This is a genomic window from Sorangium sp. So ce1153, from assembly GCF_051521595.1.
GTDB lineage: Bacteria > Myxococcota_A > Polyangia > Polyangiales > Polyangiaceae > Sorangium.
Genome location: NZ_CP150361.1, coordinates 13910450 through 13934155 on the forward strand (window position 1 = coordinate 13910450; position 23706 = coordinate 13934155).

Consider the following 23706-nt stretch of genomic DNA (forward strand, 5'->3'; position numbering starts at 1 on the left):
CGACGCGGGTCTCGAGATTGGCCTGTCCTCGGCCGCGCGCGGGTGATGGCGCAGTTCCGCGAAAGTGTGCGTCCTTACGCAGCGCATTGCGCTCGTGACTCCGCCGAGCAGCCGGATTCCGACGCCATTCCCGTCCCGCTTGCAGCCGTGAAGGGCGGCGAGCGCTGCTCCCCGGCGACTCGTGTGCGCGCCCGGGGCCTCCTGGCCCCATGCATGCACACGGCGGCCGCACGACCGGAGCTGGGGTCGTCAACCCCAGGACAGCGGTCACGGAGTTCCAGATGAAGCTCTTCTCTGCATGGGCGCAGCTCGCCTTGCTCTCGGTGCTCGCGATGGTGTCGTGCGCCGGCGATGACGTGCGCCTGCTCGGTCGCGTCCAGCAAGCATTCGACCAGGAGACGCCTCCCGAGCAGCCGGAGGCGTTCTCGCTGCCCGAGACCCCGATCGTCGCCGGCGCGATGGCCGGCTACCTGCCAGGGTCGGGGCACGTCACGCCGGACGGGGCGTACACCTACCGGCTGCCGATCGAGGTGCCGCCCGGGCGGGGCATCGAGCCGAGCCTCGCCGTCACGTACTCGAGCCGCGCCGGTGACGGCGCGCTCGGCGTGGGGTTCTCGCTCAGCGGCCTCTCGTCGATCCTGCGCTGTCACAAGACGATCGCCATCGACGGGGTGGTCGATGGGATCGACAACGACGGGACCGACGTCTTCTGCCTCGACGGCCAGCGGCTCGTCAGCGTGCTCGGCGCGTACGGGGCGGACGGCACCGAGTACCGGACCGAGGAAGAGAGCTTCACCCGGGTGATCTCGTATGGCAGCCCGCAGCCGGAGCGCTTCCGGGCGTGGCTGAAGGACGGGCGCATCCGTGATTACGAGCGGGTCGGGCCGCTCGACTTCCGGATGACGAAGGAGCAGGATCGGTCCGGAAACACGATCTCCTATGTCTATGCGGACTTCGCGCCAGAGGGCGTGAAGGAGGGTGAGACGGAGTACCTGCTCGACAGGATCGAGTACCTGAGCCATCGCATCGAGTTCGGCTACGGCGAGTTCGGCCGGGGCACAGGAAAGCGGAGCAGCGGCCGGTACGGCCGGGCGACGCTCTACACGGCCGGCATACCTCGACAGCGAAGCCAGCTCTTGCGATGGATCGCCGTCTATGGCCCGAACCCGAGCGACCAGGGGCTGCTGTGGCGTTACGATCTCGGCTACGAGGATGGCCCGTCCGAGAGCTTCGACACGGGGCGCGCGCGGCTCGTGGAGGTGAAGCGCTGCGGCGGGCTCGGCGGCTGCTTCCGGGCGCGGAAGTTCAGGTGGTCTTCCCGTCAGGGCGACTGGTTCGAGGAGTCTCCGATCGATGAGCACCCCTGGTTCACTGGCGCAAAGCACCCCGTCGTGCTGGACGTGGACGGCGACGGCAAGGACGAGGTGCTGCTGGAGACCGCCGCTCCTGAGGCGCCGTACCTCCTCTTGCGCAGCTTGCCCTTGGGAGTGCCGCTGGGCTCGAAGGTGGCTCTCGCCGGGGATGCCGGGAGCTCGCCGGCCCTCGGAGGCGCGCAGCTGAAGCACGCGAAGGCCGTGGATGCCGCAGGAGATGGCCGGAGCGAGCTCTTCACCTGGAACCGCCGCGCAGAACAGTTCGAGCTGTACGCCTGGACGGGCAGCGCGTTCGAGCCGACCGGGACCGCCGTGCCGATGTCGCCCGACCTCGGCCCGACCGCGGCCGGTGTGGAGCCGTTCCACTTCGCGGACGTGAACGGCGATGGGCTCGCCGATCTGGTGAAGCTGCTCGACAACGTGGTGGACGGCATATACGAGCCGAAGTTCGTGATGCGGCGCAACCTGGCGAGCGGCGACTTCGCCTCCGCGGAAGACACGGGGATCCCTGTCGTCGAGGCCGACGCGCTCGAGTTCGCGTCCGTCGCGCTCGACGTGCAGGGCGACGGGCGTGCAGGTCTATGGCTGAAGGGTGCTGCCGAGGCGTACTACCCGGATGACGTCGGGGGTGTCGGCGCCGTGGACATTCCTGTAGACGACAAATACGGGATCATCGATTCGCAAGTGGCGGACCTGAATGGAGATGGCCTTCGGGATCACGTCCAGGCCGTGCTTCTGCTGTGGGACAGCACCGCTCTCCGGCTGGCATGGAACTCGGGAAAAGAATTCATCTTACAGTACAGATACCCGGGCCCGTACTACGGGGGTGGGATGGCCAGGCATCCCGGCACGTTGCAGACGGCTGACGTCGATGGGGATGGGCGTGATGATTTCATCGTCACCAGCGACGATCCGCCGAGCATCGCGATCGTTCAGCTGAATTCGATGCCCAAGGAGGACTGGGACGAGGGCTGGAGGTCCAGGAAGATCGCGGCCCCTCTGGGGCGCATCACCGCGGTGCGGCACGGCGACTTCAACGGCGACGGGCTGCTCGACCTCATGTACCTCGCCGAGCGGTGCTCGAGCGCGCTCGAGGGCCCGACGTCCGCGTGCGACTCGGGCACCAAGGTGGGGAGCCTGCGCGTGCTCATCCAGCAGAGCACGGTCATCGACGTGGTGGAGATGGTCATGGACGAAGACGACTCGCCGCTGGAGATGATCGGCTACGAGCGGCAGTGGACGGCCGCGCCGGAGCTCGCGAGGTGCGCGTATCCCCAGGTGTGCCACCGTCGCGGCATCCCGGTTGTGCACAGGCACCTCGTGCAGGAGGCGCAGAGCACGCCGAGATCGCGTCACTTCTCGTACGAGGACCCGCGCTCGGACCTGCTGGGGCGGGGCTTTCTGGGGTTCGGGAAGGTGCGGGTCTGGGAACCTCAGGTGCCGCGCGAGACGGTGACGACGTTCGACCACGGGACGCGCGTCGGCACGCGGTATCCGTTCGCCGGCCGTCCCGCGACCGTGACGGTCGCGACGCCGGTGCTAGAGCACAAATCGAGCGGACCGCTCGACAAGCCGGTCAGGACGGTGGCGCGGGTCGAGCGCAGGACGATGCACTACGAGCCGCGCGAGCTGAACGGCGGGGCGACGCACGCAGTGTTCCCTCAGGACTGGATGAGCGAGGAATGGGAAGAGGAGGTGTCGATCGCATGGAAGCTGGGGCGAGATGTCCACATCGCCGAGATCGACGGGCCGGTGCAGGCGCCGCTGCGGACGCGCCTCGGCTCGACCCGGTTTGACGACTGGGGTAGCCTGGAGCGCGAGACGAGCGAGACCGTGGGCGGGGCGCGCACGACGGTAGAGCGGGGGTATGAGCACCGGCTGGAGCCGTGGCTGCTGTCGTTGCCGGCGTGGGAGAAGGTGACGTCGACGACGCCGGGGGAGGCGGACTCGACGCAGCGGCGCACTCATTTCAAGTTCAACGATGCGGGGAGGATCGAGCGCTTGGTGGTCGAGCCGCTCGATCCGCTCGGGCCGTCGGATCCGGTGCCTGAGCCCGGCGTGACCTCGACGGTGCGTTACGATTACGACGCCGAGGGGCTGCTGCGACGCGTGACCCAGACGGCGCTGGGCCTGCCGGCGCGGCGCGTACACATCGAGTATGACGGGACGCCGGGGCACACGGCGCCGAGCTTGATCTGGAACGACCTCGGGCATGCGCAGTGGTTCGCGGTGCACGCGGGGTACGGCGTGGTCATGGCGGAGATGGACGCGAATGGCGTGCAGACGAGCCGTGTGCACGACGACCTCGGCAGGCTGGTGAGCCGGCGGTCGGACGGCGCCGGCGAGCAGACGTTGAGCTACGAGCAGCGGCTGGATGGGGTCACGGTGCGCACGTCGGACGCGACCGGGGCGAGCGGGTTCGTCGAGCTCGACTTCGTCGGCCGGCCACGGCAAGTCGGGCATGTCGGCCACGACGGCGCCACGCTGATGAGCGCGACGACGTACGATGTCTTCGGCCGCGTCATCGCGCAGAGCCGGCCAGCGCGGCGGCTCGCGGACGCGCGGTGGACCAAGCAGGTGTACGACAGCCTTGGGCGGCTGGTGAGGGTCGCGCGCCCTGACGCGGCGATCACGCGCTACGCGCACTCGTTCTTCGAGACCGAGATCTCGGACCCGAGGGGCAGCCACACAAAGCTGGTCCGGGATCTCGACGGGCGTGTGGTGCAGAGCACCTCGTACCTCGGCGTGACGAAGCTCTCGACGGAGGCCGACCGCTTCGTTTATCACCGCGCGACCGAGCTCACGACGCGTTACGAGTACGGTCCGTTCGATCAGGTGGAGAAGATCATCGACCCCGAGGAGAACGTGACAGTGCTCGGTTATGACGTGCTGGGGCGCCGCACGCGGCTCGTCGACCCGGACAAGGGCACGGCGCGCTTCGATTACAACGGTCTCGGGGATCTATACCGGAAGGTGGAGGGCGGCGAGGAGGCGATCTATCAGCATGACGTCATCGGCCGGGTCAGATCGGTGACAGACGTCGATGGAACGACGGAGTACACGTGGGACACGGAGGAGCATGGGATCGGGCGACTCGCGGCCACGACGAGCCCGGACGGGACCATGACCGGCCACGGGTACGATGAGCACGGGCGGCTGGAGTCCCTGACATGGCTGGTCGGTGGCGATGCGTTCAAGATGCGCACGACCTATGATCCGCAGGGCCGGCTGGAGACGATGGCGTATCCCGAGGTGCCGGGGGCGCCGAGGTTCACGGTGAAGCACACCTACGACAGCCGGGGCTATCTCGAGCGCATCTCGGATGTGACGGCGGATCCGGCGTCGGCGGGAGAGCCGCTGTGGATGGTGACCGCGCGCAACGACGACGGGGCGCTGTCCGCGGCCAAGTACGGGAGCGGCGTGTGGATGACGCGCTCCTATGATCCGGTGACTGGCCGGCTGGACACGGTGGAGCAGCGGCTGGGCGCGGACGTGCTGTCGTCGCTCCGATACGAATACTACTCGGACGGCCGGGTGAAGCGCCGCTTCGAGCCGGCGGGCGACAGAAGCGAGAGCTACGTCTACGACACGCTGCACCGGCTGCGCGTGTGGAGCTTGAAGGCCGGCGACGTGGAGCAGGAGACGGAGTACCGGTATGACCTGCTGGGGAACCTGACGCGGGTGCTTGTGGGGGGCGAGGAGCGGGAGAGGAACGACTACCTCGATCCGCGGCCGCACGCGGTGTCGTCGAGCCTCGAGGGCGGCTTCTTCTACGATGCGCGCGGCAGGCTGGAGCAGGACCCCGAGCGGGAGGTTCACTACACGAATTTCGACCTGCCTCGCGAGATCGTCACGGCGGCGGGCACGACGCGCTTCGACTACGATGCGGCGGGCGCGCGGGTGCGCAAGCAGGGTCCGGCGGGGACGACGGTGACGCTCGGCGGAGTGTACGAGCGGCGGCAGGGGGCGGAGGGGACGAAGCACGTGTTCCTCGTGCCGGGGAGCGACGGGCTGGTGGTGGCGCAGGTGGTGGTGGAGGAGGGGAGCGCGGAGCGGCGGGTGCAGTACCTGCACCAGGACGCGCAGGGGAGCGTGACGCTGGTGACGAACGCGGATGGGAGCGCGGCCAAGTCGGGGTACGCGTACTACGAGCCGTTCGGCCGGCGGATCGAGCGTATGGGGGCGCCGGTGGATGGGCCGGTGGGGGAGCTGCGGCTGGGGCTGACCGGGCACGAGCACGATGACGAGCTCGGGCTGATCAACCTGAAGGGTCGGATGTACGATCCGAAGCTGAAGCGGGTGCTGACGCCCGACCCGGTGGTGTCGGCGCCGCTGTTCGGGCAGAGCTACAACCGGTATAGCTACGTGCTGAATGATCCGCTGAACCTTGTGGATCCGACGGGCTACGAGCCGACGGGGCCGGATTGCACGACGTGCGCACCGTGGACGCCGCCGCAGCCGCCGTGGGTCGAGGGCGGCGGTGGAGTCACCATCATCTCGGGGGGTAGCGGAGATGGGGATGATGGGAATCCTTACACTCCCGTGCCGGGTGCAACTGACCGCGACAACACAGGTCCGCATCGACCTCCGCCGGTCGTGAGGTCGGACGCGGACGGGTTCCAGGGGGCCGGGGCCGGGCCGCACGACGGCAGCTTGCTCGTGCAGCTGTTGAACGAGCGGGCGCGGCAGGATCGGCTGTACTACGAGGGGTTGCAGCGGGACACGTTCCGGGTGACGCAGTGGGCAATGCTCGGGGCGAGCGCGGCGCTGCTGGTCTGGTCGGGCGGGTACGCGCTGCTGGCGATCGAGGAGCTGTCGATGTTCGGCGGCGCGATCGGTGTGACGTCGACCCAGGCGGCGGCGGCGAACGCGGCGAGCTTCACGCTGAAGGCAGTGCCGGCGATGCTGGGCGAGGTCTGGGTGCTGGAGGGACTGAGCCAGAACGACCCGGGGAGGATCGTCGATGGGATCATGATGGCGGCGTCCGCGGGGGCCAGCTTCGGCGAGGGGCTGGGGGCGGGGCCGCGCGCGGGTGGGGGAGGCATGGCCACGACTCGCTTGTGGCGTGCCGTTGAAGGCGAAGAGCTAGCCGCGGTGCGGCGCTTCGGAGATTACAGTGTTCACCCGAATTCAACATTCAAGAGATTCGCGTTGTCCGAGACCGCTCTGGATGCCTTTATCAAAGCAAATCCAGGAAGGTTTTATACAAAGACCTATGTCGATATCCCGACTGAAAAAATCCGGTTCATGACAGGGCATCCTGATCCAGGTGGCGTCGGCCACGCTTGGGGTATCGATGTGCACGAAACGCCTGAGTTTTATCGTTGGTTTCTCGATGGTGTAAAGGTGATTCCATGATTCTCTATCGTCCCGTTGGCCTTGAGGAGCTCTTGCTTGTGTATCGCTCAAGCATGCGTGAATTTCCATCACGGCTTCCAGGTCAGCCGATATTTTATCCTGTGCTCACCGTCGAGTATGCCAGGCAGATTGCGCGAAAGTGGAACGCTGCTAGTGGGTCTCAGGCGGGTTACGTTATCCAATTCGATATCGACGACAACTACGGAAAATCGTTTCCGGTGCGGCAGGTGGGATCCCTGTTGCATCAAGAGTTGTGGGTGCCAGCGTCCTCATTAGACGAATTTAATGATCACATTACCGGTCCGGCTCAGTTGGTGGATGCGTTTTTTGGTTCCGAATTTTCTGGTATTATTCCTGGTAATTTCTCTCTCAGAGGAAAAGATGCTCGTGAACAATTCGCTTCGCTGCAAATAATATGTGAGTACAGTCTTATGGACCTTCATGGTGAGATCACGGCGAATCATGAGGCGATCTTTGCTCACTATCCATATTGGGAGCAGCTCGTTGGCCAGGACGCGGTTCATGAGCAGGACGGGAGGGCTCTTCTGAGCAGCATTCGACGGATCTGGTCGGGGGCGTTTCCTGACATCAGTCTTGGTGTTCAGTCTCCGTGGACGAGCTCTCCGTAGTGGTGCCGTGATTCGGGCGAAATTGCTATTGCGGTCTGGTAATAACCTGACGCTGGTGCGCTGCGGCGGGCTTCGGCCAGGAGACGAGGGTGAGTGAGTGCAGGCGTTCAGCTCGTGAACGCCGGGTGCGATCCGCGATAAAGAACTATCGAACAAGAATTGCCGTGCCAGCCAAGTAGGACGCTTGACCGAGACGCTCGGCGGGGTGTACGAGCGGCGGCAGGGGGCGGAGGGGACGAAGCACGTGTTCCTCGTGCCGGGGAGCGACGGGCTGGTGGTGGCGCAGGTGGTGGTGGAGGAGGGGAGCGCAGAGCGGCGGGTGCAGTACCTGCACCAGGACGCGCAGGGGAGCGTGACGCTGGTGACGAACGCGGATGGGAGCGCGGCCAAGTCGGGGTACGCGTACTACGAGCCGTTCGGCCGGCGGATCGAGCGTATGGGGGCGCCGGTGGATGGGCCGGTGGGGGAGCTGCGGCTTGGGCTGACCGGGCACGAGCACGATGACGAGCTCGGGCTGATCAACCTGAAGGGTCGGATGTACGATCCGAAGCTGAAGCGGGTGCTGACGCCCGACCCGGTGGCGTCGGCGCCGCTGTTCGGGCAGAGCTACAACCGGTATAGCTACGTGCTGAATGATCCGCTGAACCTTGTGGATCCGACGGGCTACGAGCCGACGGGGCCGGATTGCACGACGTGCGCACCGTGGACGCCGCCGCAGCCGCCGTGGGTCGAGGGCGGCGGTGGAGTCACCATCATCTCGGGGGGTAGCGGAGATGGGGATGATGGGAATCCTTACACTCCCGTGCCGGGTACAACTGACCGCGACAACACAGGTCCGCCTCCACCTCCGCCGGTCGTCAGGTCGGACGCGGATGGGTTCCAGGGCGCCGGGGCCGGGCCGCACGACGGCAGCTTGCTCGTGCAGCTGTTGAACGAGCGGGCGCGGCAGGATCGGCTGTACTACGAGGGGCTGCAGCGGGACACGTTCCGGGTGACGCAGTGGGCGATGCTGGGCGCGAGCGCGGCGCTGCTGGTCTGGTCGGGGGGGTACGCGCTGCTGGCGATCGAGGAGCTGTCGATGTTCGGCGGCGCGATCGGTGTGACGTCGACCCAGGCGGCGGCGGCGAACGCGGCGAGCTTCACGCTGAAGGCGGTGCCGGCGATGCTGGGCGAGGTCTGGGTGCTGGAGGGGCTGAGCCAGAACGACCCGGGGAGGATCGTCGATGGGATCGTGATGGCGGCGTCCGCGGGGGCCAGCTTCGGCGAGGGGCTGGGGGCGGGGCCGCGCGCGGGTGGGGGGACGCCGGGTAGAGCGACTGTCGGCAATTTTGTTCGACCGCTAACGACCGAGGATCTCGGAGTCGTGGACAATGCAATTGTAGACGGAACCTTTGCTGTAAGCGCTGCATGAAGCGCCGTCGGTCCCAACCTCGGTCAGCTGGTGCAGGATGGGGGCGATGGAACCGGCTCGGTCAGCTCGTCGCGCGCTGCTCTTCCGCGGGAAGCGGAGGCGGGACGGTGATCGGCCCGAGGGCGAGGTTCAGCTCGTCGGCGACGAGCCGGGCGCGGGTGCGCGCCCAGTACCTGGGGGCGAGCTCGAGGTAGCGGTCCCGCGGCCAGTGGGGCATCGCGCGAATGACGTCGGCCAGGTAGGCCTCCGGGTCGAGACCGTGCAGCTTGCAGCTCGCCACGAGCGAGAAGAGGTTGGCCGCGGCGGAGGCGTGGTCGTCGCTGCCGAAGAAGAGCCAGGACTTTCTTGCGACAGCAATGGATCTCAGCGCTCTCTCACTGGCGTTGTTCTCCAGGCGCAGGCGACCGTCGTCGAGGAAGCGCCGCAAGGGCTGCTCTTGATGGAGGGCGTAGCCGAGCGCGGTGGAGACCAGGCCGCGCTCGCGAGGACGCGCGTGCTCGGCCCTGGCCCAGGCAAAGAACGCGTCCACCAGAGGGCGGACGACGGCATCTCGGCGCACCTTGCGCTGCGCGGGCGCAAGATCCGCGAGCGCGCGATCGGCAGCGAAGATGACGTTGATGCGACGCAGCCCCTCGACGCCGAGCTCGTGCTTGCAGACCGCCGCCTCCCAGAAGTTGGTACGGCAATGCGACCAGCATCCGACTTCGGTCGGGGGCGGACCGCGCTTCTCGTCGGCAACAGCACCTCTTGGTGGTGTGCCGCGGAAGAGGGCGTCGTAGATGGCGTGAGCGTCAGCCTGAATATACCGAGAGAAGCCGCGGAACATCTCGCAGACGGCAGCGCTGGTATGCTTGGGCTGGTACTCGAAGAAGACGTGATCCTTGTCCGCGAGGACGACGAAGAAGTGTCCCTTGCGGCACGGCCCTGGCTTCTTGTCCTTGCGCTCCTGGATGGGCCCAGGCTGGATGGAGACCCCGGTGGCGTCCGTGGACAGGCAGAAGGCGGTCTCGAAGGCCTCTTTGCGCGCGGCCTCGACGATGGCGCCCAGGGTCGCACCGACGTCTTCGGCGTAGCGGCACATCGTGCCGCGATCGAGCGACGCTCCCTGAAGCTCCAGCTGCTGCTCCAATCGATAGAACGGGACGCCGAGCAGGTACTTGCTGGTGAGGATGTGCGCAATCATCGACGGCGCGAGGAACGACCGCCGGAACAGCTCCTTCGGAAGCGGCGTCGTGATGAAGACCGTGCAGGTCTCGCCCTTCGGCGCCGGCGGCGGCGCATCGAGCGAGGGCGCGTCGAGCGCTGTGGAGGAAGCGCTCGGCTCGCCGGCCGCTGCCGTGTCCTCGGGGCTGACGCTCGCAGCGGGCATCGGCGTCGGGACTTCTCTCGCGACGACCTGGAGCGGGGCAGCTTCCCCCTCGCCAGAGCTGCTCGCATCCGTGACGGACCGCTCGGCCTTGTACACGACGCGTGCGAGCACGATGCGGCGCATTCCGCCGCGCTCGTAGCCGAGTCGCGAGGTCTCCTCGACCCCGATGCGCGTCGCCGTCGCATCGAGCTCAGGGCAGGAGAGCTCGATGCGGACGACGGGCAGGTCCGACTCGGACAGGTCGCGACGGCCCTTGCCGCCGGACCTTCGTTTCGGCCCCTTGAGATCGTCGTGCTGCCGCTCGTCGCCCGTGTTGCGCTCGGCGGCGTCGAGCGCCTTCTCGAGACGCTGGACCTCGAGGAACATCGAGTCGAACGCCAGCTGCTCCGCGCTCACCTCGGCGCGCTCCGCCTTGGCCACGAACAGTCGACGTCGCAGAAGCTGCAGCTGCTCGAGCGCACGGGTGTAGGCGCGCCGAAGCTGCGCGAGCGCATCGCGCGCTCCCACGAGCTCGCTCTTTGCCGCGGCGAGCTCCGCTTCGAGCTGCGCGATGCGCTGCTGCTCGGCCGAGAGCGTCGGCTTGGCGGCGGCGTCGTGCACGACGCCGCTCTACGTAAGCCGCGCGTCCTTGTCGAGCGAATTCGTGCGGCTCAGTGGACGCGGCGCGGTGCGCGCCGTCGCGGTTTGGACGTGGGCGCGATCTCGATGCCGTCGAGCAGCGTCTCGAGCGTCGCGTCGTCCACCTCGACGTGCGTGGCGCCCTCGGTCGGGGGGTCGGGAAGTGCGAACGCTCCGCGATCAAGGCGTTTTGAAAACAGGCAGAGCCCGCTGCCATCGAAGAAGAGGATCTTGATGCTGGTCCGCCGCTTACCGATGAACGCGAACAGCGCTCCGCAGCGCGCCTCATACCCCACGCGCTCGCGAATCAGACCCGAGAGCCGCTCGAAGCCGTAGCGCATGTCCACCGGCTCCAGCGCCACGAACACCTGTACGCCGGCCGGGATCATCGCGCGCCTCCGCCGAGGGCGCGGACCACGTCCGCCAGCAGCGCGGGGTCAAACCCCGCGGCGACGCGCACCCGCGCGCCGCCGACCTCGACCACGAGCTCCGCAGCGCTGCTCGTCACGACGGGCGCCTTCGGCACCAGCCGCAGAAAGCGCGGGGGCTCGGCCCGCGACAGCCGGCTCGACCAGCCGTGCAGCGTCGATGTCGCAAATCCGCGACTTCGTGCGAACTCCTCCGCCGTCTCTCCGCTCTCACGCCACGCGCGAACGCGCTCGGCCCACATCGCCTCTGTAGCCTTCGTCCTTGTCATGCTCGCCATGATGAACTGGACGGCGCCGCTGGGGTGAGACGGCGCTTCGCGCAGCGCTTACCCTTTGCTGTTCGGGATGGAAAGGTCACGGCCTATATCAAGTATCTAGGTCAGCCAACGGGGGGACTCGGGAGAGGTTTACTCGGAGCACGGAATAGCTTGAAGGGAGCAGCAAGAGCCGCGGGAGCCAATGCTCTTCGGATCGAGACCTCACCGGTCATTGAGGAGACGGGTCGGCTATCAGAGATCCTGCAAAGAGCGGGTTTCGGAGCTCGTCCGAACGGAACCATGTGGTGGGAGGGAGGTTTGTGATGGGTCATGTTGACAAGCATGCGAAGCGTATTCTTGACGGAATTCGGAAAGGGACAGTTGATGAGCGAGTGTTTTCTGGGTACATGTCATTTGATGGCGATATTCGCCCTACTTGGTGGAATGATGGTATCGCGCACGAATGCTGGGGTCGGGTTTTGGGCGTTCATGAGAACGAGCCCGGTGTGCGAGTTGGTGCGATCGTGATTACGGAGATGGGGCTAGGAGTTCTCGGTGAACGCAGCGTAGTGGCCTGGTTGCCCTATGTAAGCATTGCGGGATGGGATCCATTGTCAAAAGAGCCCGTCTCGCGTTCGCTCCGTGTTCAAAAAGATACAGGAGAACAGGTAGAGCTTTTGTTCGGTCGCGGAGGAGCATTCGCTTTTGTTCAATTCATCAGCTGCGCCATGAGAGAGCACCGGCGAACGTAGGGTCAGGACTGATGTTTTTGCTTTACTGGAGGGCGCTGCGCGACGCGCTTCGACTACGATGCGGCGGGCGCGCGGGTGCGCAAGCAGGGTCCGGCGGGGACGACGGTGACGCTCGGCGGAGTGTACGAGCGGCGGCAGGGGGCGGAGGGGACGAAGCACGTGTTCTTCGTGCCGGGGAGCGACGGGCTGGTGGTGGCGCAGGTGGTGGTGGAGGAGGGGAGCGCGGAGCGGCGGGTGCAGTACCTGCACCAGGACGCGCAGGGGAGCGTGACGCTGGTGACGAACGCGGACGGGAGCGCGGCCAAGTCGGGGTACGCGTACTACGAGCCGTTCGGCCGGCGGATCGAGCGTATGGGGGCGCCGGTGGATGGGCCGGTGGGGGAGCTGCGGCTTGGGCTGACCGGGCACGAGCACGATGACGAACTCGGGCTGATCAACCTGAAGGGTCGGATGTACGATCCGAAGCTGACCGAGCGTGGCGCGCCGGATATCGCCAGCGCCGGCCGAGCTGCCCATCGCGCGGCGCTGGACCGACGACGGCGACCGATTACGTCGTCGCGACCAGCAGCTCCTCCGAGTTGTTCGGCGGATGAAGGCCATCCGTCCTGCCCGAGAAGTAGCGCTGGCCAAGAGCGGCTGCGGACACGTGCTCGACGGCTCGAAAGCCAGCTTCGCGGGCCAGCGCGAGCATCTCCGCCGGCGTGAAGAAGCTGATGAAGGGCGTGCCGTTCGCTCGCGCCCCCTCCGCCGCTCGCTCGATCCAGGGGCGCATCTCGGGGTCCGTCTGCTCGATCGGAAGCAGGAACGACATGGCGAGCGTGGAGCCCGGCGCGAGCGCCGCGACCTGGCGCAGCGTGGTCGCGATCGCGTCCCTGGTCAGGTACATGCTGACGCCGGTGGACGCCACGACCGCAGGCCGCCCGGAGTCGAAGCCCGACGCCGCCAGCCGCTCCCACCACGCGTCGCCCGCCTCGAAGTCGACCGGCACGAGGCGCAGGAAGGGCGAGACGCCGAGGCCGAGATCGACGAGGCGCTGGCGCTTCCACGCCTGAGGACCGGGCCGGTCGACCTCGAACACGAGCATACGGGAGGCGAGCTCCGGCCGACGCTGGGCGAAGGTGTCCAGGCCCGCGCCCAGGATGACGTACTGCCCGACGCCACGGGCAGCTTGCTCCGCGACGAGATCTTCGATGAAGCGGGCGCGGGCCACGATGGAGGCGCGGAAGGGCCGCGTGAACGGGCTCATATCCGGACGGCTGCGCCATCCGTCGTCCGGCGCCGCAAGCTTCAGGCCGACCTCGTCTGCGAGCACGTGCGGCGGCGGATCGACCTGGACGTGCAGAGCCCGCCACAAGGCCACGCGCACCGCCGTGCTGTCGGCTGCGACATTTGCTTTTTCAATCATGGCGTTCCTTTCCCTGCGTCGTCGGTAGCGGTGCTTGAACGCTGAGCTGCCGACCATCGGGGTCGGCGAGCAGCATCTCGAGCACCTGCCAATGCTGCGCTTCGAACGGGTGGACGACCGTCCCGGCGCTCGGCGGCGAGAACTGCGCGGCGTCTGTCACGGACACCATGGGCACGAGCCTGAGCGCCTGACCGGAGGGCCGCTCGGCGACGAAGATGTACGGTCCGCCGCGCGGATGGCGCAGGCGGCCCGAGTGGTGATCGGTCTCGAACTCGAGCTCGAAGCCGAGCCCCTGCCAGAACGCGACCGTCTTGCCCCAGTTGTGCGTCTCGACGAGCAGACCTTCGATGCCTTCAGTCGCCATGCTTCCTCCGCGTGCGGCGCTGCTCGTCGAGGTAGGCGCGCAGCGCCGCGGCCACGATCGCCGACAGCGACTGCTCGGTCTCGACGGCATGGTGCTTGACCTCGCGAATCAGCTCGATCGGCAGATACACGTTGAACTGTTTCACGGGGTCGACCACGCAATGGACACTAGCTTGCTAGCATCCTAGTGTCAAGACCACCGTGCAAAGGTCGACCGGTCACCCAGGGCGGCCAGGGTGGGGAGGGGACCGGCGGGGGTGAGGTCGTCACCCTGGCCGAGATCGGCGATGTGCTGATCGTCAGGAGCGGCCAGGGCCGCGGGGCGCCGGAGCGCCGCTCCGGCCGGGCGACTCAGCCGCTGACCCAGGCGTTGATTCGCTCCGCCCAGCCGGGGGGACCCTCGGGGGTGAGGACGAGCCGCCGATACGACTCGCCCTCCAGCTCGATGGTCAGCGGATTGTCCTTGCGGCCCTGGAGCGTGTACCAGAACTCCTTGCCGCGATCGGTATAGTACGTCCCCGCCTTGATCAGCCCGGGCAGGGACGTCCCGGGCGCGCGGATCTGCTTCCACGTGGAGGGCGGAAGCGCCGCCTCCGCCCGCACCACGTGAGCGCGGGGCACCACGATGGGCGAGAGCTTCACGGCCCAGAGCCGCTCGGCGCCCTGAAGGGTGAGGGTCAGTCGGTCCCCTTCGATCCGTAGCTGCATCCCGGGAGTCTAGTTCAGCGGGAGCAGCCGGCGATCAGAATTCACCGCGGGATTGCCGCCCTGGAGCGGCGGAGCCTCCGCCGGAGAGCGGCCCCAGCCACAGCGAGGTAGAGGGCGGCGCTCGCTCCGCTCCCGGTCGCCCCTTGCCCCATGGAGCAGCCGGTGCCCGCCGGCTCCCCCGATCCGGGGCCGCTCGATGTGCTCGTCGGACCGGGGCTTCCATCGCCGCCAGCGCCGCTGGATGCGGTCGTCGTCCCCGCGCCGCCAGCGCCGGCGGCGGTGTTCGTCGAGCTTCCGCTCGCCGAGCCGCCGCCCGCGGCCCCGGCGCCGCCAGCGCCGCCTGCACCAGTGTCTTCGCCCCCAGCGCCGCCAGTCCCGGACTCACCACCAGCGCCGCCAGCGCCGCCAGCACCGGATCCACCGCCGCCAGCGCCGCCAGCACCGGGCTCACCGCCGCCAGCGCCGCCAGCACCGGACGCACCGCCGCCAGCGCCGCCAGCACCGGGCTCACCGCCGCCAGCGCCGCCAGTACCGGATCCGCCGCTGCCAGCGCCGCCAGGACCGGACGCGCCGCCGCCAGTTCCGGGCGCACTCCCACCAGCGCCGCCAGGACCGGACGCTCCGCTGCCAGCGCCGCCAGTTCCGGGCTCACCCCCGCCAGCACCGCCAGTTCCCGGCTCATCCCCGCCAGCGCCGCCAATACCGCCACCGCCCCCCGCGCCCCCCGCGCCTCCCGCGCCGCCAGCACCGGAATCGCCGCCGCCAGCGCCGCCGTCTCCGCCAGCGCCCGTGCTGCAGCCGTTGTCGCCGGGGCCGTGCCATCGATGATCGTACAGCTCCGCGTCCCTGTTGGGACCGACGATGAGGACCTGATCGCTCGGCAGGAGCACGGCCACGCCATAGGAGTGATAGAGCAAGGTCGACGGGGCAGGTGTCCAGGAGTTCGTCGAGGGGCTATAGATCTGCGCCGTCGTCCCTCCGATGACGAGCACCTCGCCTGCCGGCAACAGCACGGCGGCGATGCTGGCGTTCCCCATCGATTGCATGGGCCCTGTGGACGTCCAGACGTTCGCCGCCGGGTCGTAGACCTCCGCTGTCGTCTCGACGACGAGCACGCGACCGTCCAGGAGCCGCGTCGCCGTGGGATGGTTCCGGGTCGTCCCCATGGGCGCCACCAGCGTCCAGCTCCCGGTCGCGGGATCGTAGATCTCGGCGCTGGCGAGCGGCTGCACCGTCGAGTACTCGATGTCCTCATGGCCCTGGTTTCCGCCGACGATCAGCACCCGGCCATCGTTCAGCAGCGTCGCCGCGTGCTCCCCGCGCCTGACGTTCATCGGCGCGACGGCGACCCAGGTATCGTCGGCCGGACGGTACAGCGCAGCCGAGTTGGTCCTGTCGATCACGTAGAAGTCCAAGGGGTTATCCGTCACCTTGCCTCCCGCGATGAGCACCTCGCCGCTTCCGAGCAAGGTCGCCGTGTGGTCGTGTCGCCGCAAGCTATCTGGTGCAGCCAGCGTCCAGGCACCCGTCGTCGGATCGTAGATCTCGTTGTACAGCTCCTCTGTCCAGTCGAGCACGAGCCCCCCGCTGACCAGCACCCTGCCGTCCTGGAGGCGCGTCACGTCGGGGAGCGCCCGCTCGAAGTTCAAGGGCGTCGCCAGGGAAAACGTCATGCTCGATGGATCGTAGAGCTCGGTGGTCTTCATGCTGGCGGTACCGCCCGCGATGAAGATCTTCCCGTCCTCCAGCGTCACGGCGTTCGCGAAAGCCCGCGGGGCGTTCATGGGGCCGATCTGCACCCCTGAGGGCGGCACCGAGGGGTCGTAGATCTCGGCGCCCGGCGCGGTCGACGTCCCGCCGACGAGGAGGACCCGCCCATCCGGGAGCAGCGTCGCCGTGGCGCTGCTGCGGTCCACCTCGCTCCTGGGCGCCGTCGAGAAGCTCCGTGTGCTCGGATCGTAAAGGTCGGGCGGCTGGTTGCCAGAGACGAAGACCCGCCCATCGCACAGCCGCGTCGCCGTGTGCGACCAGCGCCGAAAGCCCATCTTGTTGCTCGTGAGCGTCCATGCGTTGGCGTCGGGATCGTAGGTCTCGGGCTCGGAGTCGTAGTCGTAGCCGGTCACGAGCACGTCTCCGTCCTCCAGCAAGGTCGCCGTCTGCATGAACCTTGCGCGGAGCATGTCCGGCCCCGTGGTCCACGCGCCCGTCGTGGGGTCGTAGATCTCGACGCTGGACAGCACGCCGGCCCCGATGACCCTGCCTCCCACGACCAGCACGCGGCCGTCCAGCAAGCGCGTCGCCGCGTGCTCCCTGCGCACGATCGGCGTCGCGGGCGTCTCGGACCATGTGCCCGACGCGGGATCGTAGATCTCGGCGGCGCCAGCCAGAGCGCCCCCGACGACGAGCACCCGCCCGTCGGCGAGCTCGGTCGCTGTGTGTGTCGAGCGCGCCGAGGTCATGGCCGCGGCGGGGGTCCACGCGTCGGTCGTGGGATCGTAGAGCTCCGTGGTGGCGAGCCACTCATCGTCGCCCGTGACGCCGCCCGTGACCAGCACCCTGCCGTCGGCGAGCAAGGTCGCCGTGTGAGCCGACCGCGCCTCGCCCATCGGAGCAGCGGGCAGCCAGGCGTCGAGCGCGGGATCATAGATGGCCGCGCTGGCGAGGTGGGTGCGCGCCCTGATCCCGCCTGCGATGAGCACCCTGCCGTCGGGCAGCAAGGTCGCGGTGTGCTGGCTGCGGAGCGTCGCCTCGGAGGGGGCCGTGACGGTCCATGACGGGTCGACAAGGAGCGGCGTGTCCGTCTCCTCGACCCAGAGCGAGATCTCGTCGCCTTGCACCTCCAGGCGCGTCGGGACGCGCCGGCTCGGCGAGGCATAGGCCTCGGGGGCCGACACGAGGATCCGCGGCTCCCCCGCCGCGTCGAGGACCTCCACGTTCGCGCCGCGGCGGCGGAGGAGCGCGCCCTCGACCTGCCATGACGCAAGGGGCCCCGCGGCCGGCGCCCCCTCGGGGAACCAGAGCCACTCTTCCGCGCCGTGCCGCTGCGCCGTCCAGAGCGCGAAGCCGCCCGCGCGCGGGTACGCGAGGGCAGCGCCGGCCCTCTGGACTTCACCCTGCAGGCCGCGCTCGCGCACCTCGATGCCGAGCCCATCCGGCAGGTCGAACCGCACGGCGCCGCTCCCGTCGGAGGGGAACGCGACCGCCGCGCCGCCTCGCGACGGGCGCGCCGCGAGCGCGAAGCTGCCCGCGGCGGGGAGCAGCGCATCGCCGCCGCGGAGCACGGCGCGGGCGCGCTCCTCGAACTGCGCCTCCAGCGCCTCGACGTCGAACGCCCCGTCCGGAGGCGCCGCGCACCCGAGCCCGCACATCAGCTGGATCAACAAGAGCAGCGCCGCCCACCGCGCGAAGCGCCACTCAGCCCCTGGATGCAACGTCAATCCCATATTCTCCCTTTCCCCGCCCGGTCGTCCCGAGAGTCTCCCGCGCAGGTCGCGCGAGCCCCTCGTGCGAGCCGTCCTGCTCGCACGAGCTCCCCTGGGATGCGGCTCGCCTCCCCGAAATTCAGGAGCATCATGCCGAGATGCTGCGCGGTGGAGCGCCCTGCTGCGTGCCGGGAGCGCCGCACGGCGGGCTCGGCGGTGCTCTCGGCCGTCGCCGCGTCCGGAGCTGCCGGCTCTCGCCTGCTCGCCACCCTCGACTCGGCCTCTTCGAGGTCGGTCCAGGGCACGACCATGATCACAAGCGCTCCGGACAAGCACTCGTGATCTCACGTCGACTTGACGGCGCAACAGCCCCCATGAACACAAGCGCGCCGAACAGGCATCGTGATCTCACGTCGGCTGGACTGCGCAGCAACCCGCGAGGCCGCTCGGCGATGGCGCCCTCCGGAAGCCCCGCCGGGGGAGCCCGGGCCCTCAACGCGTTGCCGTCGCGCGCAGGTCGCTCCAAGGGAGTGCAGGTGTAAAATGCGGCCCCGGGGTGAAGGCGCGGCCGGCGACGATCACAAAAGCGCTCACCGGGAATATGAGATATGCTCTCATCTCGAGCTGACGCCGGGGCGCGTGCGTACCGCCTTGCTTCAAAAGTGCGCCTCAGACCACGACACGGCGCATCGCCGGAATGGCTCGGCGTGCGCCGGGTGCACTCCACCTGAATGGCTGGTCACCCATGAGCAAGACAATGCCGCCCGACACCGATCGACCGGTACCGTCCCTCCGTCGTTCCCTCGCGGCGGGCATGTCCGCCCTGGCGCTCTCCTGCCTGACGGCGGCTGCCTGTACCGGGCAGCTCGGCGACGAGGCCGGCGATGAAGCGCCGCCGACGATCGACCCGGTCACGGGGGAGCCGACGGCGCAAGACTGCAGCGTCGCCCGGACGAGCCCCAGCGTCCTGCGCCGCCTGTCCAGGCTCGAGTACCAGCTCACCCTCCAGGACCTGTTCCAGCTCGCCGAGCCGCCCGTCGTGGACAGCATCCCGGAAGACACGGGCCAGGGCGGCTTCCGGACGATCTCCACCCTCCAGAACGTGTCGGACCAGCACCTGCGCGCCTACCTCGCGACAGCGGAGGCGCTCGGCCAGGAGCTCATGGCCGACGAGGCGCGCCGGACCTCGGTGCTCGGCTGCGCGCCGGAGGCCGCCGATTGCCTCGAGCGCTTCGTCCACCGCTTCGGCAAGCTGGCGTATCGGAGGCCGCTGTCCGCCGAGGAGGCGAGCGACATGGTCGCGCGCGCGAGCGAGGTCGCCCGGGACAGGGAGGACGCGTTCCGCTTCGTCATCGAGGCGCTGCTCACCTCGCCGAGCTTCCTGTTCAGGGTCGAGGTCGGCGCGGGCGGAGAGGAGACGTCGCCCCTCACGCCGCTCGAGCTCGCCTCGCGGCTCTCGTTCACGCTGTGGGGCCGGACCCCGAGCGAGGAGCTGCTCGCGCGGGCGGAGGCAGGCGAGCTCGATAGCTCCGCGGGCCTGCTCGCTGTCGCGCAGGAGATGGTGGAAGACGAGCGGACCCAGCTCTTCTTCAACGCCTTCTTCAAGCAGTGGCTGACCTTCGAGCAGCTCCGCCCGCCGGTGAACCCGGACCCGTCGTGGACTCCCGCCCTGCTCGAGGACATGATCGCCGAGAGCGAGCGCGTCCTCGGCGAGCACGCCTTCACCTCCGGCGCCGACTTCTTCGACGCGCTCACCGCGAACCACACGTACCTCACCCCGGCGCTCGCGAAGTTCTACGGGCTGGAGGCCCCGGGAGACGGCGTGACGCGCGTGGAGTTCCCGGCCGGCCACCACCGGGCGAACACGGGGCTGCTCACGCACGCGAGCCTCATCAGCGCGAAGAACGACGGCGACCTGATCGCCGTGCGCGGCCAGTGGATCCGCGCGGCCTTCCTCTGCGAGAAGATCTACATCCCCGCGGGGCTCCTCGAGCAGCTGGAGAGCGAGCTCTCCGGGCTGAGCTACGTCGAGGTCATCGAGAAGCGCAACACGCAGGAGGGGTGCGCCGGCTGCCACGCGCGCATCGACCCCATCGGCGTCGGCTTCGCCCAGTACGACAAGCAGGGGCGTTACGACGGGAGCATCGGTATCGACGAGTTCGGGCTGGAGCCGCGCCTCGAGGGCGCAGCCAACGAGTCGTTCGACTCGCTCGCCGGCCTGGCCGCGGAGCTCAGGAAGAGCCCCGAGCTGGCCGCGTGCGTCGCGGAGAAGCTGTTCATCTACACCCAGGGACGCGAGCCGGCGGCCGAGGACCGCTGCGCCATCGACGCCGCCGCGGAGGGCTTCGCGCAGGACGGCAACCGGTTCCGTTCCTTCCTGACCGCCATCGTGCAATCGCCGGCGTTCCGGCTGCGGAGGGTGCCAGAGTGATGGGCTCGCACAGCGTCCGACGGACGGAAGAGGAGTGTCGCCAGTGAAGATCTCGAGAAGAGCTCTGCTCCGCGGGGCCGGCGTCGCGGTCGCCTTGCCGTTCCTCGACGCGATGCGGCCGAGGCGCGCCAGCGCCGCGCCCGAGGACGCCCCCAAGCGCTTCGTGGCGTTCTTCGTCCCGAATGGCACGGACCCCGGCGCGTGGCACCCGCGCGCGGCGGGGCCGCTCTCGGCCGACGGGCTGACGCCGTGCCTCGTGGACATGAAGGGCTTCGCCGCCGAGCGCGAGTGGCCGGCGGGAGACGCCATCTGGCGCGACGTCACGATGGTGTCGGGCATCGACCACCAGGTGATCTGCTCGGACATCCACAGCCCGGCGATGGCGCTCTGCGCCCACACCGACGGCGGTGGACAGGCCGTGCCGAAGAAGGCCACGCTCGACCAGTACCTGGCCGATCACATCGCGGCCGGGACCCCCTACCGCAGCCTCAACCTGTCGCCGACCGGCGACACGGCCGTCACGCAGGGCTTCATCTCGTTCCGGGACGGGGGCGAGGTCGAGGACGCCTTCCGCGATCCGGCCAAGGTGTTCGACACGCTCTTCAGCAACCTGGGCAACCCGAGCGAGGAGATGGACGACATCCGGCGGCGCCGCGCCAGCGTCCTCGACTGGGTGAGGGAGGACGCGAGGCGCCTGAACCAGCGCCTCGGCGCGGCGGACCGGGCGCGCGTGGAGCAGCACCTCGAGTCGGTCTTCGAGCTGGAGAAGCAGATCCAGTCGACGACCGCGTCGGGCTGCACCGCGCCCGGCAAGCCCGAGCGGGTGCAGGACCTGCACGGCAAGTTCAAGCAGATGATCGACCTCGGGCTGCTCGCGCTCACCTGCGACCTGACGCGGGTGCTCGTCCTGCAGTACTCGAACAGCTGGGGCCTCGACTTCGCCGGCTACGATCTGCCGGACGGCGTGGGGGACTGGAGCGATCACTTCATCTCGCACAAGCTCGGCGATCGCGACCGCGCGACGGATCTGGACGGGCTGCCGCAGGCGGAGGCGATCCGCATCGCCAACGCCCGCGTCGTCCAGACCTCGCGGTTCAAGGTGCGCCGCTTCGCTTACCTGCTGAACGCGATGAAGGCCGCCTCGACGGCGACAGGCAACCTCCTCGACGAGTCGCTCGTGCTCTACACGTCCGAGAACGGCGACGGCGACTCCCACGGCCGGAAGAACATGCCCATCATGCTCGCCGGACACATGGGGGGGTTCGAGACAGGCCGCGTCGTCCAGGCGAGCAACGTCCCGACCGGCGGACTGCACTGCTCGATCATCAACTATTTCGGCGTCGAGCTGGACAAGTACGGCGACCCCGCGAGCGGGCCCATCGCCGGCCTGTGAGCCTCGGAGCTTGACGCCCTCGGCGGCCCAGCCGCCAGGAGAACGGCGCAAACAGGGAGCTCCTCGGAGAGGCTGACCGCGGGACGACCAGGCAAGGTGGCCGGCGCCCGGGGTCCCTGGCAGAGCTGGCGCCTTCGGCGAGGGGGCGACGGGTTGTGCAGCGCCGGAATGGTGTCCAAGGCATCTTGCTTGCACCTCCGACGGGACGACGGGACGTCATCGCTGCACCGTGCGCGCTGCGCCTCGCTCGAAGGGGGAGGTACCATCATGAGCACTCTTCGCAAGGTCCACCTTGGCCTCGGCTTCGCGTTCCTGGGGGCGCTCGGGTTCCTGGCGGGCCCCGTGTTCGCGGACGACGCGTCGCCCGTCGAGGCGACGCCGGACTACACGATATCCTGCACGATGTCGGGCCCGCCGGGGCCGCGGGCCGACGCGATCCTGACGATCCTCCCCGGGGGGAGGTGCCGTCGCGATCGTACGGGACTTCCCGGCGACGTGACCATGCCGTCGTGTCACAGCGTCGCTCGGAACATCGGCTGTTTCCTCGTCAACTGATCGAGGAACGTTCCGTCGAGCATCTCGCGGTGCGCCGCGCGCGCACACCCGCCGCGAGGAGCCCGCGCCGGAGGGGGCGCGCGGCACGGAGACCGGGGCGATGGCAGGAGATCTGCTCGGATCCTCGCGTCTCCGTGGCGTCCTCTCCTCGCGCTCCACCGGGGCGCCTGGGTTCCTTCATTTCGTCCGTCTACTCCGTGACCTGATGAGGCCGGCGAGCCTGCTCGCCGCTTCACGGCCGGTCGTTCTGGGCGTACTGCTCCTTGCTTTTGGCGAAGGGCGCCAGGTGATCGGCCATCGCTCTCTGGTAGGCGGGCCGCGCCTCGCACCGCTTGCAGTAGGCCGCGAGCACCGGCATCTCGTCGACGAGCTCTGTATGGCGCAGGATGCTCAGCACCGTTGACATGAGCACGTCCGCCGCGGTGAAGCGCCCCTCGAGGTAGTCGCGGCCTTCCAGACAGCTGGACAGTTTCCCCAGCCGCGCCTTCACCGCGTCGACCGCCGACGGCCGGCGCAGCTTCGCCCACTCCTCCTTGGCGTAGAACAGATCGATCGCGGCGAGCTGCTGGATCGACGGCTCGACCGAGTTCAGCGCCGCGAACATCCACGACGTCACGCGCGCGCGGGCCCCAGGGTCGGACGGCATGAGCGCGTCGGAGCGCTGGGCGATATGCAGCACGATGGCGCCGGACTCGAACAGCAAGAGGCCATCCTCCTCGTAGGCGGGCACCTGCCCGAAAGGCTGAAGGTCACGGTAGCGCTCGGACTCCTGATCCTCGGGCCAGATCAGCAGCGCCTCGTAGGCGAGGCCCGCCTCCTCGAGCGCCCAGCGCACCCGGACGTCACGCACCAGCCCCTGAGCAAAAGGCGGTACCCAGCCAAACGCGGTGATCTTGATCCTGGCCATCTCGTCTTTCTCCTTCCCGCGGGACCGTATCGGCGATGCGCTGTGGGCGCCAGGGCGATGCCTGGTCTGCGCAGCGCGTTCGTGATGCCAGCGGCCGTGCCAGCAGCGACGGCGGTGCCACCGTCCGTGCCAGCGGCGGTGCCAGCAGCGGCGGCGGCAGCGCTCCTTTCACCACGAGCGGCACGACCGGCGCTGGGGCAGCTGCACCCCGATTCCCGACCTCCCGAGCCGGTCCCGGTCGCCCTCCCGGAGGTCGCGCCGCGGCTCGTTCTGCGGGATGAATGCGCGGCTCGCTCATTGCACCGCATGGTCGACCCGCCCCCGCCG

General features: G+C 68.8%; 15 protein-coding genes. 6 read left to right on the forward strand and 9 right to left on the reverse strand.

The features are described from left to right. The first annotated feature begins 281 nt into the window (after positions 1–281). From WME85_RS50635 to WME85_RS50645, 3 genes are all read left to right on the forward strand, one after another. Positions 282–6731 (forward strand): FG-GAP-like repeat-containing protein, encoded by a 6450-nt coding sequence (locus WME85_RS50635; RefSeq protein ID WP_437832732.1) that lies wholly within the window; start codon positions 282–284, stop codon positions 6729–6731. Continuing rightward, complete coding sequence (locus WME85_RS50640) at positions 6728–7360, forward strand: hypothetical protein (protein WP_437832734.1); 633 nt, start codon at positions 6728–6730, stop codon at positions 7358–7360. Before WME85_RS50635 ends, WME85_RS50640 begins: the two co-directional genes overlap by 4 nt. Positions 7361–7544: 184 nt before the next feature. Continuing rightward, positions 7545–8771 carry an RHS repeat-associated core domain-containing protein gene (locus WME85_RS50645; protein WP_437832736.1) on the forward strand — a complete coding sequence of 409 codons (1227 nt, stop codon included), beginning with the start codon at positions 7545–7547 and terminating at the stop codon, positions 8769–8771. Between the two features lie 61 nt (positions 8772–8832). Here the strand turns inward: WME85_RS50645 and tnpC are convergent, their stop codons facing one another. The 8 genes from tnpC to WME85_RS50685 all read right to left on the reverse strand — a co-directional run bounded on the left by tnpC (position 8833) and on the right by WME85_RS50685 (position 18108). Beyond that, positions 8833–10740, reverse strand: a complete 1908-nt coding sequence (tnpC, locus tag WME85_RS50650; protein WP_437832738.1) for an IS66 family transposase — start codon at positions 10738–10740, stop codon at positions 8833–8835. Between the two features lie 50 nt (positions 10741–10790). After that, positions 10791–11147 carry an IS66 family insertion sequence element accessory protein TnpB gene (gene tnpB, locus WME85_RS50655; protein ID WP_437832740.1) on the reverse strand — a complete coding sequence of 119 codons (357 nt, stop codon included), beginning with the start codon at positions 11145–11147 and terminating at the stop codon, positions 10791–10793. Then, the gene (tnpA, locus tag WME85_RS50660) at positions 11144–11455 is read right to left on the reverse strand and encodes an IS66 family insertion sequence element accessory protein TnpA (protein ID WP_437832742.1); all 312 of its coding nucleotides are present in this window, start codon (positions 11453–11455) and stop codon (positions 11144–11146) included. The genes tnpB and tnpA overlap by 4 nt, the downstream gene beginning before the upstream one ends. 1287 nt (positions 11456–12742) lie before the next feature. Next, positions 12743–13600 carry a class I SAM-dependent methyltransferase gene (locus WME85_RS50665; protein WP_437832744.1) on the reverse strand — a complete coding sequence of 286 codons (858 nt, stop codon included), beginning with the start codon at positions 13598–13600 and terminating at the stop codon, positions 12743–12745. Beyond that, positions 13593–13964, reverse strand: a complete 372-nt coding sequence (locus tag WME85_RS50670; RefSeq protein ID WP_437832745.1) for a VOC family protein — start codon at positions 13962–13964, stop codon at positions 13593–13595. Before WME85_RS50670 ends, WME85_RS50665 begins: the two co-directional genes overlap by 8 nt. Further along, positions 13954–14121 carry a ribbon-helix-helix protein, CopG family gene (locus WME85_RS50675; protein ID WP_437832747.1) on the reverse strand — a complete coding sequence of 56 codons (168 nt, stop codon included), beginning with the start codon at positions 14119–14121 and terminating at the stop codon, positions 13954–13956. The genes WME85_RS50670 and WME85_RS50675 overlap by 11 nt, the downstream gene beginning before the upstream one ends. A gap of 193 nt (positions 14122–14314) precedes the next feature. Then, positions 14315–14671: a hypothetical protein gene (locus tag WME85_RS50680; RefSeq protein ID WP_437622217.1), complete on the reverse strand. Its 357-nt coding sequence runs from the start codon at positions 14669–14671 to the stop codon at positions 14315–14317. Between the two features lie 41 nt (positions 14672–14712). Further along, the gene (locus WME85_RS50685; RefSeq protein WP_437832749.1) at positions 14713–18108 is read right to left on the reverse strand and encodes a Kelch repeat-containing protein; all 3396 of its coding nucleotides are present in this window, start codon (positions 18106–18108) and stop codon (positions 14713–14715) included. Positions 18109–18838: 730 nt separating this feature from the next. Between WME85_RS50685 and WME85_RS50690 the strand changes: the two genes are divergently transcribed. From WME85_RS50690 to WME85_RS50700, 3 genes are all read left to right on the forward strand, one after another. Next, a complete protein-coding gene (locus WME85_RS50690; protein WP_437832751.1) occupies positions 18839–20524 on the forward strand; it encodes a DUF1592 domain-containing protein in 1686 nt (561 codons plus the stop codon). Between the two features lie 43 nt (positions 20525–20567). Next, complete coding sequence (locus tag WME85_RS50695; protein ID WP_437832752.1) at positions 20568–21917, forward strand: DUF1552 domain-containing protein; 1350 nt, start codon at positions 20568–20570, stop codon at positions 21915–21917. Positions 21918–22184: 267 nt separating this feature from the next. Further along, the gene (locus WME85_RS50700; protein WP_437832754.1) at positions 22185–22472 is read left to right on the forward strand and encodes a hypothetical protein; all 288 of its coding nucleotides are present in this window, start codon (positions 22185–22187) and stop codon (positions 22470–22472) included. Positions 22473–22704: 232 nt separating this feature from the next. Here the strand turns inward: WME85_RS50700 and WME85_RS50705 are convergent, their stop codons facing one another. Continuing rightward, entirely contained in the window at positions 22705–23379 is a 675-nt protein-coding gene (locus WME85_RS50705; RefSeq protein WP_437832755.1) for a glutathione S-transferase family protein, read from the reverse strand. Between the last annotated feature and the right edge of the window lie 327 nt (positions 23380–23706).

Bases quoted from the DNA above. Each gene is read 5' to 3' on its own strand.
- WME85_RS50665 (WP_437832744.1), bottom strand. From the start codon at position 13,600: ATGATTGAAAAAGCAAATGTCGCAGCCGACAGCACGGCGGTGCGCGTG.
- WME85_RS50670 (WP_437832745.1), bottom strand. From the start codon at position 13,964: ATGGCGACTGAAGGCATCGAAGGTCTGCTCGTCGAGACGCACAACTGG.
- WME85_RS50690 (WP_437832751.1), top strand. From the start codon at position 18,839: ATGAGCAAGACAATGCCGCCCGACACCGATCGACCGGTACCGTCCCTC.
- tnpB (WP_437832740.1), bottom strand. From the start codon at position 11,147: ATGATCCCGGCCGGCGTACAGGTGTTCGTGGCGCTGGAGCCGGTGGAC.
- WME85_RS50640 (WP_437832734.1), top strand. From the start codon at position 6,728: ATGATTCTCTATCGTCCCGTTGGCCTTGAGGAGCTCTTGCTTGTGTAT.
- WME85_RS50705 (WP_437832755.1), bottom strand. From the start codon at position 23,379: ATGGCCAGGATCAAGATCACCGCGTTTGGCTGGGTACCGCCTTTTGCT.
- WME85_RS50680 (WP_437622217.1), bottom strand. From the start codon at position 14,671: ATGCAGCTACGGATCGAAGGGGACCGACTGACCCTCACCCTTCAGGGC.
- WME85_RS50700 (WP_437832754.1), top strand. From the start codon at position 22,185: ATGAGCACTCTTCGCAAGGTCCACCTTGGCCTCGGCTTCGCGTTCCTG.
- WME85_RS50635 (WP_437832732.1), top strand. From the start codon at position 282: ATGAAGCTCTTCTCTGCATGGGCGCAGCTCGCCTTGCTCTCGGTGCTC.
- tnpA (WP_437832742.1), bottom strand. From the start codon at position 11,455: ATGACAAGGACGAAGGCTACAGAGGCGATGTGGGCCGAGCGCGTTCGC.